Below are 17,229 nucleotides of genomic sequence, written 5' to 3'. Positions count from 1 at the left end.
CGTTAATGGCGAACTTGTACTTGAAAGCCAAACGGGCGTCAGTTGGGGGATTCCCTGGGGCCATGATCGCTGCGTCGCGCTCACCGGCCACGCATCGGCCAGACCCGCTCGACCCGCGTCGCCACCCACGCCGCCAGCGCGGCCTTGATCAGGTCGCCGGGCACGAACACCACCACCGCCGTCGCCGCCTTGGCCAGCCCCATCTTGGTGACCGTGGCCAGCCACGGCACGCCGAAGGCATAGACCACCGCGATGCCGCCGACCACGCAGGCGATGGCGCAGCCGGCCAGTTGGCCGCCGAACCCCGCCGCCCGCCCCGCCAGGCGCCGCGCCAGCCAGCCGGTGACGAAAGCGCCGGCCACCAGTCCCACCAGGAAACCACCCGTCGGCCCGAAGAACGCGCCCAGCCCCCCGCGCCCGCCCGGCAGCACCGGCAGGCCGATGGCCGCCAGCGCCAGGTACAACAGGCAGGCCAGCGCGCCGCGGCCCGGCCCCAGCATGGCGCCGGCCAGCATGGCGCCCAGCGTCTGCAGCGTGATCGGCACCGGTATGCCCGGCAGCGGGATCGGCGGAATCAGGCTCAGCACCACGATCAGCGCGGCGAACAGCGCCACCAGCACAGTGTTGTTGGATTTCATGGCAATGCCCTTTCTATCTAGAGGGACAGGGAATCAGGGATGGAGTTGGAATGTCACAGGCTGCGCGCGTCGATGGCCTCGGCCACTTCCTGCGCCCGCTTCAGCGTGAGCACCACCAGCGGCACGATCAGCGCCACCGGGTTGGCGCCGAGTCCGCGCGCCGCCTGGGCTTCGCGGATCTCGTGGAAATTGCGCCAGATCTCGGGCACGAAGCGCAGGGCCAGCGCCAGCGCCAGCGACACCTTGCCCGCGTCCAGCAGGCCGATGCGCTGCAACGGCATCAACACCCGCTCGCACACGGCGATCAGGTCTGAACTGCGGGTCGACAGCGTCACCGCCAGCGCCAGCCCGACCATCGCGGCGATCCGCAAGAGTACCGCCAACGCCTCGCGCCAGCCCTGGAACCAGGCCGTGAAGACGCCGACGGCCAGCAGCACCCAGACCAGGCCGCGCACCTGGCGCCAGACGCCGGCTGGCGTGGCGCCAGCGCACCACAGCAGCAAGCCGGCGAGCGCGCAGGCTCCCGCAAGGATGGCGGGATCGCGCAGCAGGAACAATCCGGCGCCGGCCGCGGCCAACGCCAGCAGCTTCAGGCCGGCGGGCAGCCGGTGCAGCGGCGAGTCGCCGGGAATATATAGGGGCTCGATCACGCGCAGCGGTCCCGGTACCAGCGCAGCGCGGCGGCCGGCGTGTCGTCGGCGGCGATGACGCCATCCTGGATCACCAGCACCCGCTCGAAATCTTCCAGCAGTGCCAGGTCATGGCTGACCACGATGGCGTCCTGCGGCATGGCGGCGATGGCGTCGCGCACGCGGTTGCGGTTGCGCAGGTCCAGCTGGGTGGTGGGTTCGTCGAACACCACCAGCCCGGGCCGCATCACCAGCACCGCGGCCAGCGCCACCAGCTGGCGTTCGCCACCGGACAGGGTGTGGCTGGTGCGATCCGCCAGATGCGCCACGCCCAGGGCCGCCAGCTCCGCCTCGATGCGGGCCTCGCGTTGCGCCCGATCGGGTTCCAGTTGTTTGAGGCCGAACGCCAGGTCTTCGCGCACGATCGGGAAGACGATCTGGTTCTCGGGGTTCTGGAACACGAAGCCGACCTGGCGCCGCACTGCCTTCAATTCATGCCGGGTATCCAGGCCGCCGACCCGCACGCTGCCCGAGGATGGCAGCACCAGCCCGTTGACCAGACGCGCCAGGGTGCTCTTGCCGGCGCCGTTCGGGCCGACGATGCCGATCCGGCGCCCGTCCAGCGCCGCGCTCACCCCGCGCAACACTTCCGCCTGGGGCGTCGATACAATCGCCTGGTCAAACTCGATTAACATGGGGCGGGATTATGCCCGAACCATTTCGGGCATCGGGACTCCAAGAGCTGATATGGACAAAGTACGCAAAACCGACGCCGAATGGCGGGCCCAGCTGTCCCCGGAAGAATACGTCGTCACCCGTGAAAAGGGTACCGAACGCGCATTCACCGGGCGTTACTGGAACACCTTCACCCCGGGCATCTACCGCTGCGTGGGCTGTGGCACCGCGCTGTTCGCGTCGGACACCAAGTTCGACGCCGGCTGTGGCTGGCCCAGCTATTTCCAGGCGCTCGACCCGGAACTGGTGCGCGAGGAACGCGACACCTCCCACGGCATGGTGCGCACCGAGGTCCTGTGCAACGTCTGTGACGCGCACCTGGGCCACGTCTTCCCCGACGGCCCCGAGCCCACCGGCCTGCGCTACTGCATCAATTCCCTGTCGATGACGTTCGAACCCATAGAAGAATGAAGAAGTTCCTGTTCGACCTCTTTCCGCTGTTCCTGTTCTTTCTGGCCTACCGGTTCACCGACATCTTCGTGGCGACCGGCGTGGCCATGGCGGCGGCGGTGCTGCAGATCGTCTGGCTCAAGGCCACCGGCCGCGCCACCGAAGCCATGCACTGGATCAACCTGACCGTGATCCTGGTGTTCGGCGGCGCCACCATCTGGCTGCACAGCGACGTCTTCATCAAATGGAAACCGACGGTGCTGTACTGGCTGTTCGGCGGCGCCCTGGTGTTCGCCCGCCTGCTGTTCGGTCGCAACCTGATCCGGCGCCTGATGGAAAAGCAGATCCAGCTGCCGGACGCCGCCTGGGACAAGCTCAACCTGATCTGGGCCGGCTTCTTCCTGATCGCCGGCGCCATCAACCTCTATGTGGCGTTCTCGGGGCATTTCACCGAATCCCAGTGGGTCAGCTTCAAGGCCTTCGGCCTGATGGGCCTGATGATCGTCTTCGTCATCGGCCAGTCCATCTGGCTGGGCAAGCACATCCAGGCCGACGACGGCGCCAACACCCCGCCCAAGGCCTGACGCATCCCGACCGGGCCTGGCGCCCTCCTCCCTCCCGTGGCGCGCCCCGCGCGCCGGAACTTTTACGATTGACGCCATGTCAGAGACCACCGACCGCATCACCCTGATCCGGGAGCGCCTGGCCGTCCTGGAACCGGTTTCCCTGGACATCCAGGACGACTCCCATTTACATGCCGGTCACGAAGGCAGTAAAAACGGCGCCGGCCATTATCGCGTCCACATCGTGGCGTCTTGCTTTGCGGGACTCTCCGCCGTGGCGCGACATAGGCTGGTGTATCATCATCTGCAAGATTTGATCCCCTATCCGATTCATGCGCTTGCGCTCGACGCCCAGGCTCCCAAATAGAAAGTAAAAGGATATTCATGAAACGCATCGTCATGCTGGCCGCCGCCTGCGTCATCGCCGTGCCCGCTTTCGCCCAGAACGTCGCCACCGTGAATGGCAAGGCCATTCCGCAGAAGAGCCTGGATCAATTCGTCAAGCTGCTGGTCAGCCAGGGCGCCACCGATTCTCCCCAGCTGCGCGAACAGGTCAAGCAGGAAATGATCAACCGCCAGGTCTTCGTGCAGGCCGCCGAAGCCGGCGGCATCGCCAAGCAGGCCGACGTCCAGACCGAAATCGAACTGGCCCGCCAAGGCATCCTGGTCCGCGCCCTGATGGCCGACTACCTCGCCAAGCACCCGGTGTCGGACGCCAAGGTCACGGCTGAATACGAGAAGATCAAGAAAGAACAGGCCGGCAAGATGGAATACAAGGTCCGTCACATCCTGGTCGAAGACGAAAAGACCGCCAACGACCTGCTGGCCCAGTTGAAGAGCAACAAGGGCAAGTTCGACGACCTGGCCAAGAAGAACTCGAAGGACCCCGGCAGCGCCGAAAAGGGTGGCGACCTGGGTTGGGCGCCCCCCACCAACTACGTCCAGCCGTTCGCGCAGGCCGTGACCCAGCTCAAGAAGGGCCAACTGGTCGACAAGCCGGTCCAGACCCAGTTCGGCTGGCACATCATCATGGTCGACGACACCCGTCCGGTTGAATTCCCGCCGCTGGACCAGGTCCGCACCCAACTGGAAGAAATGCTGCGCCAGCAAACCCTGGCCGACTACCAGAAGGAACTGCGCGAGAAGGCCAAGATCCAGTAAACCTGGCGTCTTTCCGCAGAAACTGCCCGCCTTGCGCGGGCAGTTTTTTTTTGTCCGGCAGAACGCCTCGCGGGGCGGCCGCAAAAGCCCGATGGAACGGCCCCGAGCGCGGTGAAAATGGAAACAGGCCGCGCGCCAAGGGCGGGCGGCCTGTTCGACAGGACCAGGCGCCGGGCCGGCAACACGGCCCGGATTAATCAGGAGGAACCCAGCAATTCCTTGAGCCCGTCCTCGTCAAGCACCGTGACGCCCAGTTCCTGGGCCTTGGTGAGCTTGCTGCCGGCGTCTTCGCCGGCCACGAGATAGGCGGTCTTCTTGGACACCGAGCCGCTGACCTTGCCGCCCGCGGCCTGGATGCGCATGGAGGCTTCCTCGCGCGTCCAGTTGGGCAGCGTGCCGGTCAGCACGAAGGTCTTGCCCGCCAGCGTGGTGTCCTGCGGCACGGCCTCGGCCACCGCATGCACGCCCTGGGCCTTGAGCTGCTCGATCACGTCGCGATTGTGCTGTTCGGCGAAGAAGCGGCGGATCGAACCCGCCACCACCGGCCCCACGTCCGGCACGGAGGACAGCGCGTCCTCGTCGGCGTCCATGATGGCCTCGATGCTGCCAAAGTGCCGGGCCACGTCGCGCGCCGTGGTCTCGCCCACGTGGCGGATGCCCAGCGCGAACAGCAGGCGTCCCAACGCCGGCGCGCGCGCCTTGTCGATGGCCTCGACCAGGTTGTCGGCCGACTTCTGGCCCATGCGGTCCAGCCCGACCAGTTCGAGCGGGCGCAGGCTGAACAGGTCGGCCAGCGATTTGACGCGGCCGCTGTCCACCAATTGCTCCACCAGCTTCTCGCCCAGGCCCTCGATATCGAGCGCCTTGCGGCTGGCCGCGTGCCACAGCGTCTGTTTGCGCTGCGCGGCACAGAACAGCCCGCCGGTGCAGCGGGCGATGGTTTCGTCTTCCAGGCGCTCGATCGCCGAGCCACAGACCGGGCAGGCCTTGGGCATGACGAACTCGCGCGCGTCGGCGGGACGCTTCTCGAGCACCGCGCCCACCACCTCCGGAATCACGTCGCCGGCGCGACGCACGATAACGGTGTCACCGATGCGCACGTCCTTGCGGCGGATCTCGTCTTCGTTGTGCAGCGTGGCGTTGGTGACGGTCACGCCGCCCACGAACACCGGCTTGAGCCGGGCGACCGGGGTGATGGCGCCGGTACGGCCGACCTGCACCTCGATGTCCAGCAGCGTGGTGGTGGCTTCCTCGGCCGGGAATTTGTGCGCCAGCGCAAAGCGCGGCGCGCGCGCCACGAAGCCCAGCAGTTTCTGCGCCGGCAGCGAATCCACCTTGTAGACCACGCCGTCGATGTCGTAGGGTAGTTCGGGCCGCAGGGCGCCGACCTTGGCGTAGAACGCCATCAGGCCCTCGGCGCCGGTGGCGCGGTGGTTGTGCTTCACATTGACCGGCAGGCCCAGCGACGCCAGCCAGTCGAGCATGGCGCCATGCGATTTCTCGGGCAGGGTCGAGGCATCCGCCGCGCCGGCCGACGCTTCGTCGAACAGGCCGCTCTGCGTGCCCGGCAGGCCCCGCACCTCGCCCCAGCCGTAGGCGAAAAAGCGCAGCGGCCGTTTGGCGGTGATGCGCGGGTCGAGCTGGCGCAGGCTGCCGGCGGCGGCGTTGCGCGGGTTGACGAAGACCTTCTCGTCGCGCTTGGCCTGGGCCGCGTTGAGTTTCTCGAAATCGGCGCGGTTCATCAGCACTTCGCCGCGCACCTCCAGCACCTTGGGCGCCGGGCCGCTCAGCTGCAGCGGGATCGCCTTGATCGTGCGGATATTGGAGGTGACGTCCTCGCCCGTCTGGCCGTCGCCACGGGTGGCGGCCTGCACCAGCCGGCCGTCCTCGTAGCGCAGGCTGATCGCCAGGCCATCGAGCTTGAGTTCACAGAAGTATTCGGCCTGCTGCGCCGGGCCCAGCAGGCCGGCGCCGCGCAGCGTATCGGTGACGCGGCGGTCGAACGCCACCACGTCTTCTTCGTCGAAGGCGTTGCCCAGCGACAGCATCGGCACCGCGTGGCGCACGCTGCCGAAGGCCGAGACCGGCGCCGCGCCGACCCGCTGCGTGGGCGATTCGGGCGTGACCAGTTCGGGATGCGCGGCTTCCAGGTCCTGCAGCTCGCGCATCAAGCGGTCGTATTCGGCATCCGAGATCGACGGGTCGTCGTAGACGTAATAGCGGACGTTGTGCTGCTCGATTTCCGCGCGCAGGCGCGCCGCGGTTTCCGCCGCGGGGGTCCCTCCGGCCTTGCTCATTATGCAAACACCCGCTGGGCGCGCTCGCTGCCGGCGGGCAGGCCGGCCTGCTCGAGCTGGCCGAACAGCACTTGCAGGCGTTCGTCGATGACGCTTTCCGAACCGTCGGCCAGCGGCTTGCCCTGGTCGTCGACCAGGTCGGCGCGCAGGCGGGCGGCCAGTTCACGGCCCACGTCCACCATGCGGCCGAAGGCGCGGCTGTCGGCCGGGCTGCAGGGCACGTCCAGCAGCAGGTACAGGCGTTCGATGCCCCCCATGCCGGCGTCGAAGGCGGCGCCATCGGCGCGCGCCAGCGTGAAACGGGCCACGCCGTTCTCGGCAGGCCAGGCCAGGCGGTTGCCATCGGCGACGAAGCCGGCGTCGCGGGCCACGTTGAGCACCTCGGCGGCCGGCTGGGCGGTGCCCAGCAACAGGGTCAGGCCGACCTGGGTATCCAGCGCGGCGCAAGTGTCGTCCAGGCGCGCGGCCTGCTCCAGCACGGCCTGCTGGTCGGGACCCTCGATGGTGGCGTCGAAGCGTTCAGCCATGTCCTGGGCGCGGGCCCAGGCCTGCGACCACTCGATGGCGGTCAGCGGGCCGCTGCGGTTGGCCAGCAGCACCGCCAGTTGCATCGAGGCATACGACTCGCCGGCATGGACACGGGCGCGATGGCGGCGCTGGTCGGTTTCGGCGAACACGCGCATGGGCTTGCGACCCACCTGGCGCAGGCTCTGCATGTAGGGGAGCAGGTCGGCGCCGCGCACCGGCTCGGCGAAGTTGATCTCGATGACCACTTCGCAGGCGGGATCGGGTTCCTCGGCATCGTCGGCATCGCTGCCCGGATCGACCGGCCTGGGCTGCTCCGGGTGCGCCTTGGGCGCGTCGCCCATGCCGGGCTCGCGACGCACGGCCGCGGCGCCCGTGGCGGCGTTGGCGCCCGCCCCCAGCAGCGGATCCTGCTCGGAGGTGGGGAAATGGCTTTGCATCTTGCGGCGGACGCGCCGGTCCTGCCACCAGTTGAAGCCCAGCACCAGCAGTATCAGCAAGACGCCCAGGGCAATCAGCCCGATCTGCAAATCACTCATGTGTAAATCCCGCGCCAGGAAGCCGGCGCCATTCTGAATATTGGGTTTATGCCGCTTCGGAGGCCATCATCTGGACGGCCGAATCTATGTCTACCGCAACGATACGCGAAACCCCCTGCTCTTGCATGGTGACGCCGATCAGTTGCTTGGCCATCTGCATCGCGATCTTGTTGTGCGAGATGAACAGGAACTGGGTCTGCTCGCTCATGTTGGCGACCAGGTTGGCGTAGCGCTCGGTGTTGGCGTCGTCCAGCGGCGCGTCCACCTCGTCCAGCAGGCAGAACGGCGCGGGGTTCAGCTTGAACAGCGCGAACACCAGCGCGGTGGCGGTCAACGCCTTTTCGCCGCCCGACAGCAGGTGGATGGTGCTGTTGCGCTTGCCCGGCGGCTGCGCCATCACCTGAACGCCGGCATCGAGAATTTCCTCGCCGGTCATGGTCAGCTTGGCTTCGCCGCCGCCGAACAGCTTGGGGAACAGTTCGCCGAAGTGGCCGTTGACGACGTTGAAGGTCTCTTGCAGCAGGTCGCGGGTTTCGCGGTCGATCTTGCGGATCGCGTCTTCCAGGGTCTCGATGGCGGTCATCAGGTCCTGGTGCTGGTCGTCCAGGAAGCCCTTGCGCTCGCGCGACGTGTTCAGCTCGTCCAGCGCGGCCAGGTTGACCGAGCCAAGCGACTCGATCTGGCGCGAAATGCGGGTGACTTCCGATTGCAGCCAGCTGGCGCGGCGCCATTCGTCCGGCTGGTTGGCCAAGTCCTGGGCCAGGGCCTCGCGGTCGACCTCGCGGGCGTTGAGCTGCTCGGTGAATTGTTCCTCGGCCAGGCGCGCGGCCTGTTCCTGCAGCTGCAATTCGGTGATGCGGGCGCGGCGCGGCTCGAGCGTGCGTTCCTGTTGCAGCCGGTCTTCGTCGGCGCCACGCAGCAGCGCCGCCAGGTTTTCCATTTCCTGGCGGGCGCGCGACAGCGCCTCTTCGCGCTCGGCGCGCACTTCCAGGGCGTCCTGCAGGCCGGCCTGGGAGGCCGAGGCGTCCAGGTCGACCAGGTCAGCCAGCAATTGTTCGAGTTCGACGCTGCCGCGCTGGCTCTGGTCGGCCGCCAGCTGCTGGTTGCGTTGCAGGTCGGTGATGCGGACCTGGATGCCGCGCTCGGCGAACTCGGCTTCCTGGGCGGCGCGCTCGAGTTCGCGCAGGCGGGCGCGGGCGGCCTCGGCCTGGGCGGCCAGGGTTTCGCCATCCATTTCGGCGTCGGCGAAACGGGACTGGTGTTCGGCCAGCTCCTCGTCGAGCGCCTCGAAGCGGGCCTCGGCCTCTTCGCGGGTGGCGCGCAGGTCTTCTTCGTGGGCCGCGATCTCTTCGAGATCCTGGCGCAAGCGCGCGGCGTGCTGGCCGGACTGCTCGGCCTGCTGCTGCAGGCGCGAGTGTTCCAGCTGGATGTCGTGCACCCGGCGGGTCACTTCGGCGACCCGCTGGCGCGCCGGCGCGATCGCCTGGCTCACCTGTTGCCAGGCCACTTCGGCGCGGGCGACAGCGGCGCGGGCCTGGTCGGCGATCAGTTGTTGCGCCTTGATCTCGCGTTGCAGGTTTTCGATCTCCTGCTGGCGCGCCAGCAGGCCGGCCTGTTCGGAATCCGGGGCGTAGAAGCGCACGCTGTGCGCATCCACCAGGTGGCCGGCCTTGACCACGCAGGCGGCGCCGGCCGGCAGCGTGGCGCGGGTGGCCAGGGCCTGGGCCAGGTCGGTGGCGGTATAGATGCCGGCCAGCCAGTCGTTGAGCAGCGTGCGCAGGTCGGGGTCGGTGATGCGCAGCAGGCTGGCCAGCGGCGTCAGGCCCGCGGGCGCCGCCGGGGCGGGCGCCGCGGGGGGCAATTGGTAGAAGGCCAGGCGGGCGGGCGGCGCGTCGTCGGAAAAGGCGCGAGCCCAGTCCAGGCTGCGCACTTCAAGGGACGCCATGCGTTCGCGCAGGGCGGCTTCCAGGGCGGTTTCCCAGCCCGGCTCGATGTGCAGCTTCTGCCACAGGCGCGACAGACCGGCCAGCTCGTGCTTTGCCAGCCAGGGTTCCAGGGCGCCCTGCTTCTGCACGTCTTCCTGCAGCTTCACCAGGGCCGACAGGCGGGCTTCCAGGCGGGCCAGGTTCTGCGCATCGGTCTGGGCGGCGGCCTGGGCGCGGCTGCGCTCGGCGTCGGCGTCCGGCACCTTGCCTTCCAGGGTGGCCAGTTCCGCCTGGGCCTCCTCGAGCTGTTCCTCGCCGGCGACGCGATCGCCGGCCAGTTGCTCCAGGCGCACCGGATCGGGGCTGTGCAATTCGCGCAGTTCCTGTTGCAGGCGCTCGCGGCGCTGCTCCAGGGCCTGCATCTGGCGGTCGGCATCGCGCTGGGTCTGCGCCACCAGGGCCAGGTTCTGTTCCACGCGGGCCAGGGCGGCGCGCATCTCGTCGCGGCCGGAGGCGGCTTCGCGCACGCGCTGCTCGACCGACGGCAGCGCGGCCTGGGCGTCCTCGGCGGCGGCGCGCGCCTCTTCGGTGCGGGCGGCGCCGGCGGCCAGGTCTTCTTCGGCCTGGACGATCTGCTCGGCGCAGTGCTCGCGCTGGCTGTTCCATTCGGCGATCTGCTGCTGCAGCTGGTCGCGCCGCGCCTGCAGGCGGTTGCGGGAATCCACCACGTGGCGGATCTCGGCCTCGAGGCGGCTGACCTGGGCGTTGGCCTCGTACAGCGCGCCCTGGGCGGTGTGGACCGCGTCGCTGGCGGCGTAATGGGCCTGGCGCCGGGATTCGAGCGCGGCCTCGCCGGCGCGCAGGCCGGCGATGGCGGCTTCCAGCTCGTTCTGGGCCTGGGCCATTTCCTGGGCCTTCTTGGCGCGCTCTTCGCGCGCGCCGGTTTCCTTCAGGAACCACAGCGCATGCTGTTTCTTTTCGCCGTCTGCCTGCAGTTCGCGGTAGCGGGTGGCGACCTCGGCCTGGGCTTCCAGCTTTTCCAGCTGGCTGTTCAGTTCGCGCAGGATGTCTTCGACGCGGGTCAGGTTCTCGCGCGTGTCGGACAGGCGGTTTTCGGTCTCGCGGCGGCGCTCCTTGTAGCGCGACACGCCGGCGGCTTCTTCCAGGAACACCCGCAGTTCCTCGGGGCGCGCCTCGATCAGTCGGTTGATCATGCCCTGGCCGATGATGGCGTAGCCGCGCGCGCCCAGGCCGGTGCCCAGGAAGATGTCGTGGATGTCGCGGCGGCGGACCTGCTGGTTGTTGACGAAGTAGCTGCTGGTGCCGTCGCGCGTCAGCACGCGGCGCACGGCGATTTCGGCGTAGGTGCTCCATTGCCCGGCGGCGCGGCCTTCGCTGTTGTCGAACACCATTTCGACCGAGGCCCGGGCCGCCGGCTTGCGGTTGCCCGAGCCGTTGAAGATGACGTCCTGCATGGACTCGCCGCGCAGTTCCGAGGCCTTGGCCTCGCCCAGCACCCAGCGCACCGCATCGATGATGTTCGATTTGCCGCAGCCATTGGGGCCCACCACGCCCACCAGCTGGCTGGGCACGGGAATCACGGTGGGATCGACGAAGGACTTGAAGCCGGCGAGTTTGAGCTGAGTAAGACGCACAGTACGATGACGACGGGGTGGGTTGAACGAAAGGCGTTAACGGACCTGCCGCACACATTGCAAACCGGCCCCTGGAGGGCCGGCTCGCGGATGGGTCGTATGATACCGCAGGCAGTCTGTCCCCAAACGTGAACAACGGTCAAGCCGGGGACTGCCCTCCCCCTTGCCGCGCGCCGCCTGACCTGCCGCAACCCGCGGGCAAACGCTGAATAGCCCTACCTGCGCCACGGGCTATACTCGCTGACACTTTTTCGCAAGACGCATAATTTTCACGCAGACCGACCGGGCTCAGGTCAAAGTACGGGGACATTCTTGAAACGAGGTTTCTATCTGGTCATGGCCGCGCAGGCCTTCTCGTCATTGGCGGACAACGCGCTATTCATCGCCGCGATCGCCCTGATACAGGAACTGCACGGCCCGGACTGGCTGGCCCCGATCATGAAATGGTCCTTCGCGCTGGCCTACGTGGTACTGGCGGCCTTCGTCGGCGCCATCGCCGACTCCTACCCCAAGGGCCGCGTGATGTTCTCCACCAACGCCCTGAAGGTGGCCGGCTGTCTGCTCATGTTCTCGTACGCCAGCATCGGCGTCGCCCCTGAATACCAGACCTACCTGGTCTGCGCCGCCTACGGCGTGGTGGGCATCGGCGCGGCGGCCTACTCCCCCGCCAAATACGGCATCGTCACCGAAATGCTGCCCCCCACCATGCTGGTCAAGGGCAACAGCTGGATCGAAGGCCTTACCGTCTTCTCCATCATCCTGGGCACGGTGCTGGGCGGCCTGCTGATCTCGACCACGGTATCGACCGCGCTGCTGCAACATTCCTTCATCGGCAAGCTGGTCCACACGCCGGCCGAGGCGGCCATCCTGGTCATCGCCTTCGTCTACCTGCTGGCGGCGCTGTGCAATTTGCTGATTCCGCCGACCCACGTGCGCTATCCGCCGCAGCAGAAGAACCCGGTCAAGCTGATGCGCACCTTCTGGGGCTACGTCCGCGTGCTCTGGAAGGACAAGCTGGGGCAGATTTCCCTGGCCGTCACCACCCTGTTCTGGGGCGCCGGCGCGACGCTGCAACTGATCGTCATCGAATGGGGCCGCAGCCACCTGGGCTACCAGCTGGACAAGGCCTCGATGCTGATGGGCGTGGCCGCCCTGGGCACGGTGGTGGGTTCGATCCTGGCCGGCCGCATTCCGCTGCGGCGCGCCCTGGCGGTGCTGCCGGTGGGCGCGGCCATGGGGCTGGTGGTGCTGCTGATGCCGCTGGTCTATTCGCCCTGGAGCGTCTACCTGCTGCTGCTGATCACCGGCGGGCTGGCGGGCTTTTTCGTGGTGCCCATGAACGCCCTGCTGCAACACCGCGGCCATGTGCTGCTGTCGGCCGGCCATTCGATCGCGGTGCAGAACTTCAACGAGCAGCTCAACATCCTGCTGATGGTGGCCATGTACACCCTGCTGCTGTGGCTGCAACTGCCGATCAACATCATCATCGTGATCTTCGGCACCGTGGTGGCCGTGCTGATGGTGGTGTTCATGCGCTGGAGCCGGCGCAACCTGGCGGCCAACCCCGAGCTGCATGACCAGATCGGCCAGGAAGGCCACGGCCACGCGCTCGACCCGCACGCGCGCTGATCATCATCGCGGCGGGCCGCCCTTGCGGCCCCGCCCATTGGCGGCCTTGCCGGCCGGGCCCGGCCTAGAGCTGCCGGGCCGCCAGTTTCAGGTCTTGCCAGGCGCGCGCCTTCTCGGCCGGACTGCGCAGCAGATAGGCCGGGTGATAGCTCACGATCACCGGGATCTCGCGCCCCTCTTCCGTCTTCATCTGGTGCACGCGGCCGCGCAGGCTGCCGATGGTCGCGTCCGTGCCCAGCAGCGTCTGGGCCGCGAACCGGCCCAGCACCAGGATGCGCTCGGGCTTGAGCAGCGCGATCTGGCGCATCAGGTAAGGACTGCAAGCCGCGATTTCCTCGGGCTTGGGATTGCGGTTGCCCGGGGGGCGGCACTTGATCACGTTGGCGATGAATACATCGCGCTCGCGGCTCATGCCCACCGCCGACAACATCGAGTCCAGCAATTGCCCGGAACGGCCGACGAAAGGCTGGCCTTGGCGGTCTTCCTGTTCGCCGGGCGCCTCGCCCACCACCAGCCAGCGCGTGGGCTGGCCGCCGTGGCCGAACACCGCATGGCGCCGCCCGCTGCACAGGCCGCAGGCGGTGCAGGCCACCACCTGTTCGCGTAATTCGTCCAGGTTGGCGTTCTTGACCGCTTCGGCCACCGGAATCGGCGCCGGAGCGGCGTCGGCCGCGACCTCGGGCTTGGGCGCCGGCTTGGGCGGCGGGCCATTGCGCAGGCCCGGGCCGGGCCCGGGGGGACGCGCGGCGACGGGCGACGCCACGGCCGCCGGCGCTGGCGCGGCATCGCGGACCGGCGTCGGCGGCATGCCATCCGGCGCCGCCGTTGCCGGCGAATCCTGTTTGGAAACAACGGTCTGGGGCTCGGACGCGACCGCGGGCCGGGGCGCCGGGCGCAGCCACAGGCGCTCCATGCCCAGCTCGCGCAGCCACAGGCGCTGCAGCGGATTGACGCGGGGCGCGGCCGCCGCTTGCGTGGGGTTCGGAGCCGTCACGCCGTCGCTCCCTTGGGCGAATCCAGGCGCTTCTGCATCACCAGGGCATCCTCGCGCCCGCCCTTTTCGGCCGGATAGTAGCCACGCCGCAGGCCGATCTGCAGGTAGCCGCGGGCCTTGTAGAACTCGACCGCCGCGGTATTGGACGGGCGCACTTCGAGCAGCACGCCATCCAGGCTGCGCTCGCGCGCCTGCTGTTCGCACCAGTCGAGCAGGACGCTGCCCAGCCCCTGGCGGTGCAGGCTGCGCGCCACCGCGATCACCAGCAGATGGGCCACGTCGGGCGCAAACATCAGGATACAGAAACCGGCCACGCGGCCATCACGGCGCAATGTCCAGGCGCCATAGCCGGCCGCCAGCGCGTCAGCGAAATTGCCGCGGGTCCAGGGAAACGACTGGACATTGGCCTCCAGGGCCACCACCTCGTCCAGGTCGGCGTCGGTCAGCGGCTGGGGATATGCCGGCGCCAGCGTGGATTGCGCCTTGGGGTTGCCGCCCTCGCCCCGCAGGCGTTCCGCGGTGGTGAAAGCCACTTTGTCTCGGACGTAGAGCGGCGCGGCCTGTTCCGGCGCGACGGCCTCGCCCCGCGACCAGGCCTCGCGCGCCAGGCGGGCGACGCTGGCGGCCTCGGGCCGCTGCGCCTCGCCGGCGCGCCGCCATCCGGCCGGTACCGACATGTCCGCGGCGTAGGCATCCCAGGCATCGCCCGCCAGCAGGGGCTGCAGCGCCCGGCCAGCGGCGCGGGACCACGCGGGCAGGTGGTGCGCCGTCCAGGGCACGACCTCGGCCGCCGCGATCAGCAAGGGGGCCTGCAGGGTTTCCCAGACGGACTCTCCATCGGCGCCGGCAACCGGGCGATAGACCGCCAGGTAGACTTCATTCATGCGGGCGTCCAGCGCCACCACGATGGCGTCGTCCGGCACGCCGCCCGCCTGGGCGGCCACGGCCTGGTGCGACACCACCGGCAATACCGGGATTCCCAGCCCCATGGCCATGCCCTGGGCCACGCCGCAGGCCACGCGCAGCCCGGTAAAGCCGCCCGGCCCCTGGCCGAACGCCACCGCCTGCAGGGCGCCGGGCGCCAGGCCGGCCTCGGCCAGCAGTTCGTTGGCCATGGGCAAAAGGCGTTCCGCGTGCTCCTGGGAGCCCTCGTGTTCGCGGACGGCGACCTCCAGCCGCCCGTCGAAGGCGCGCAAAAGGGCCACGCCGCAGCGCGACGAAGAGGTTTCCAGAGCCAGCAGGTTTAGTTCCATAGATGCAGATTGTACGAAATACCGGGGGCTTGCCCCCGTATGTAAGGGGGATTTCAACCATGGTTCGCAATGTGTAATATCTTGTGAACGCCCACTAGCCGCTGGTTCTTGTCACTGTTACATTTCCGGCCATGAATACGCAAAACACCACCCCCACCCGAAAAATCCTCGTCGTCGACGATGATCCGCGCTTGCGCGATCTGCTGCGCCGGTATCTGTCCGAGCAGGGATTCAACGTTTTCGTTGCCGAAGACGCCAAAGAGATGGGCAAACTCTGGCAACGCGAGCACTTCGACCTGCTCGTGCTGGATCTGATGCTGCCCGGCGAGGATGGCCTGTCCATCTGTCGCCGGCTGCGCGGTGGCCACGACAACACCCCCATCATCATGCTGACGGCCAAGGCGGAAGAAATCGACCGCATCGTCGGCCTGGAGATGGGCGCGGACGACTACCTGTCCAAACCGTTCAACCCTCGCGAACTGCTGGCCCGGATCAACGCGATCCTGCGCCGCCGCGGCACCGAGGAACATCCCGGCGCTCCCAGCCAGGAAAACGAATCCATCGCCTTCGGCCCCTACGTGCTGAACCTGTCGACCCGCACGCTCACGCGCAACGGCGAACAGGTGCCCATCACCACCGGCGAATTCTCGGTGCTCAAGGTGTTTGCGCGCCACCCGAAGATTCCGCTGTCGCGCGACAAGCTCATGGAACTGGCCCGCGGCCGCGAATACGAAGCCTTCGACCGCAGCCTCGACGTGCAGATCTCGCGCCTGCGCAAGCTGATCGAGCCGAACCCGTCCAAGCCCGTATTCATCCAGACCGTCTGGGGTCTCGGATACGTGTTTGTGCCGGACGGTGGCAGTTGATCGACACGCCCGCCCCGGGCAGGAGCGCAGCCTCGTGCCCCGCTTGCGCAAAACCTTCAGGAACCTGACTTCACGTCTGCGGCTCGGCTTGTTCGGCCGCACGTTCCTGTTGCTGGCCGCGCTCATGCTGGTCAGCCTGGGGGCGTGGCTACAAGTCTTCTTCAGCATGGAGCTGGGACCGCGCGCCAATCAAATGGCGCAGCGGGTGATCACGGCCGTCAATATCACGCGCACCGCGCTGATCTATTCGCACAACGGCGAACGCAGCAAGCTCCTGCTCGACCTGGCCACCAATGAAGGCATCCAGGTCTATCCGCGCGAGGTCACCGACTTCGCCGAAGCCCTTCCCGACGACGATTACTGGCAGCGCGTGGCGCAGCACATCCGCACGCGCTTCGGCCCCGAGACCCAGATCGCCTGGGGCGTGAACCAGGTGCCGGGCTTCTGGGTCAGTTTCCAGATCGAGAAAGACCTATATTGGCTGGTGTTCGAACGCGAGCAAATCGGGCTGACGGGCGGCATCGAATGGCTGGGATGGGGCGCCACGGCGCTGTTGCTGTCCCTGGTGGGCGCGGCGGTCAGCGTCGGCTTCGTCAACCGGCCACTGTCGCGGCTGGCGCGCGCGGCGCAGGTGCTGTCGCGTGGCGAGACCCCGGCGCCCCTGCCCGAGCAGGGGCCGCTGGAAATCCGCGACCTGAACGCCTCGTTCAACCGCATGGCCAAGGACCTGCGGCAGGCCGAGGCCGACCGCGAGCTGATGCTGGCCGGCATTTCCCACGACCTGCGCACGCCGCTGGCGCGCATGCGCCTGGAAATCGAGCTGAGCGGCGTGTCGGAAGACGCGCGCCAGGCCATCGACGAGGACCTGGGCCAGATCGACCACAGTATCGGCCAGCTGATGGAATACGCCCGTCCCGCCGGCACCCTGCCGCAACTGGCCACCGATATCTCGGCCGTGCTGGCCGAGCTGTACGAGCGTGAACGCAGCCACACGTCCTCGCTGGGCGGCGAACTGGACGCCACCCTCGAACCGGGCCTGCGCGCGCGCATCACCGCGCTGGACCTGAAACGCATCGTCAGCAACCTGATCGAGAACGCGCGTCGCTATGGCCGTTCGACCGACGGCATGGCCCATCTGGTCATGACACTGCAAGCTGAGGGCGGCATGATCGTCATCGAGGTGTCCGACCGCGGCCCCGGCATCGCCCCCGAAGACGTCGACCGCCTGCTGCGGCCGTTCTCGCGCGGCGAGGCCGCCCGCACCGGCGTCAGCGGCGCCGGCCTGGGCCTGGCCATCGTCGAACGCCTGCTCAAGCACGTGGGCGGCGCCCTGCGCATGCTGCCGCGCGAGGGTGGCGGCCTGACCGCCCGCATAGAGCTGCCCAAAGCGAAGTTTAGGAATTATCAATTAGACAACGATAATCCATAGC

15 protein-coding genes are annotated in these 17,229 nt (G+C 68.1%); 7 read left to right on the top strand and 8 right to left on the bottom strand.

Annotation, left to right across the window (positions count from 1 at the left end):
- Positions 1-80: 80 nt before the first annotated feature.
- From ACVN9Z_RS13645 to ACVN9Z_RS13635, 3 genes are read right to left on the bottom strand one after another with little or no spacing between them, the layout of a single operon-like run.
- A complete protein-coding gene (locus tag ACVN9Z_RS13645; RefSeq protein WP_020924723.1) occupies positions 81-638 on the bottom strand; it encodes a biotin transporter BioY in 558 nt (185 codons plus the stop codon).
- Between the two features lie 53 nt (positions 639-691).
- Positions 692-1,288 (bottom strand): energy-coupling factor transporter transmembrane component T family protein, encoded by a 597-nt coding sequence (locus ACVN9Z_RS13640; RefSeq protein ID WP_020924724.1) that lies wholly within the window; start codon positions 1,286-1,288, stop codon positions 692-694.
- Positions 1,285-1,962 (bottom strand): energy-coupling factor ABC transporter ATP-binding protein, encoded by a 678-nt coding sequence (locus ACVN9Z_RS13635; RefSeq protein WP_024068089.1) that lies wholly within the window; start codon positions 1,960-1,962, stop codon positions 1,285-1,287. The genes ACVN9Z_RS13640 and ACVN9Z_RS13635 overlap by 4 nt, the downstream gene beginning before the upstream one ends.
- Before the next feature lie 52 nt (positions 1,963-2,014).
- Here ACVN9Z_RS13635 and msrB point away from each other — a divergent pair, with 52 nt between their 5' ends.
- From msrB to ACVN9Z_RS13615, 4 genes are all read left to right on the top strand, one after another.
- Positions 2,015-2,413: a peptide-methionine (R)-S-oxide reductase MsrB gene (msrB, locus tag ACVN9Z_RS13630; RefSeq protein ID WP_006389242.1), complete on the top strand. Its 399-nt coding sequence runs from the start codon at positions 2,015-2,017 to the stop codon at positions 2,411-2,413.
- Positions 2,410-2,976: a septation protein A gene (locus ACVN9Z_RS13625; protein ID WP_054496691.1), complete on the top strand. Its 567-nt coding sequence runs from the start codon at positions 2,410-2,412 to the stop codon at positions 2,974-2,976. Before msrB ends, ACVN9Z_RS13625 begins: the two co-directional genes overlap by 4 nt.
- Before the next feature lie 76 nt (positions 2,977-3,052).
- Positions 3,053-3,322: a BolA family protein gene (locus tag ACVN9Z_RS13620; RefSeq protein WP_006389240.1), complete on the top strand. Its 270-nt coding sequence runs from the start codon at positions 3,053-3,055 to the stop codon at positions 3,320-3,322.
- Positions 3,323-3,339: 17 nt separating this feature from the next.
- A complete protein-coding gene (locus ACVN9Z_RS13615; protein ID WP_006389239.1) occupies positions 3,340-4,116 on the top strand; it encodes a peptidylprolyl isomerase in 777 nt (258 codons plus the stop codon).
- A 197-nt stretch (positions 4,117-4,313) separates the two neighbouring features.
- On the opposite strand, the gene ligA is transcribed toward ACVN9Z_RS13615, so the two are convergent.
- The 3 genes from ligA to smc are packed head-to-tail and all read right to left on the bottom strand — an operon-like array spanning position 4,314 to position 11,057.
- On the bottom strand, positions 4,314-6,413 hold the full coding sequence (gene ligA / locus ACVN9Z_RS13610; protein WP_053514646.1) for an NAD-dependent DNA ligase LigA: 2,100 nt from the start codon (positions 6,411-6,413) through the stop codon (positions 4,314-4,316).
- Positions 6,413-7,477, bottom strand: a complete 1,065-nt coding sequence (locus ACVN9Z_RS13605) for a cell division protein ZipA C-terminal FtsZ-binding domain-containing protein (RefSeq protein WP_026382595.1) — start codon at positions 7,475-7,477, stop codon at positions 6,413-6,415. Before ACVN9Z_RS13605 ends, ligA begins: the two co-directional genes overlap by 1 nt.
- 46 nt (positions 7,478-7,523) lie before the next feature.
- Complete coding sequence (gene smc / locus ACVN9Z_RS13600) at positions 7,524-11,057, bottom strand: chromosome segregation protein SMC (protein WP_458213470.1); 3,534 nt, start codon at positions 11,055-11,057, stop codon at positions 7,524-7,526.
- Positions 11,058-11,369: 312 nt separating this feature from the next.
- Between smc and lplT the strand changes: the two genes are divergently transcribed.
- On the top strand, positions 11,370-12,686 hold the full coding sequence (gene lplT, locus ACVN9Z_RS13595; RefSeq protein ID WP_054484616.1) for a lysophospholipid transporter LplT: 1,317 nt from the start codon (positions 11,370-11,372) through the stop codon (positions 12,684-12,686).
- Between the two features lie 64 nt (positions 12,687-12,750).
- Here lplT and ACVN9Z_RS13590 read toward each other — a convergent pair whose 3' ends face one another.
- Entirely contained in the window at positions 12,751-13,680 is a 930-nt protein-coding gene (locus tag ACVN9Z_RS13590; RefSeq protein WP_207384634.1) for a uracil-DNA glycosylase, read from the bottom strand.
- The gene (gene tsaB, locus ACVN9Z_RS13585; protein ID WP_437263036.1) at positions 13,677-14,933 is read right to left on the bottom strand and encodes a tRNA (adenosine(37)-N6)-threonylcarbamoyltransferase complex dimerization subunit type 1 TsaB; all 1,257 of its coding nucleotides are present in this window, start codon (positions 14,931-14,933) and stop codon (positions 13,677-13,679) included. Before tsaB ends, ACVN9Z_RS13590 begins: the two co-directional genes overlap by 4 nt.
- 131 nt (positions 14,934-15,064) lie before the next feature.
- On the opposite strand from tsaB, the gene risA reads away from it, so the two are divergent.
- Positions 15,065-15,799 carry a response regulator transcription factor RisA gene (risA, locus tag ACVN9Z_RS13580; protein ID WP_003813882.1) on the top strand — a complete coding sequence of 245 codons (735 nt, stop codon included), beginning with the start codon at positions 15,065-15,067 and terminating at the stop codon, positions 15,797-15,799.
- Positions 15,800-15,833: 34 nt separating this feature from the next.
- Entirely contained in the window at positions 15,834-17,228 is a 1,395-nt protein-coding gene (gene risS, locus ACVN9Z_RS13575; RefSeq protein ID WP_006389232.1) for a sensor histidine kinase RisS, read from the top strand.
- Position 17,229 lies beyond the last annotated feature (1 nt).

This window comes from Achromobacter sp. KK8, assembly GCF_054188005.1.
Note: the sequence above shows the minus strand (reverse complement) of the source record. Positions and strands in the feature narration are given on the sequence as shown.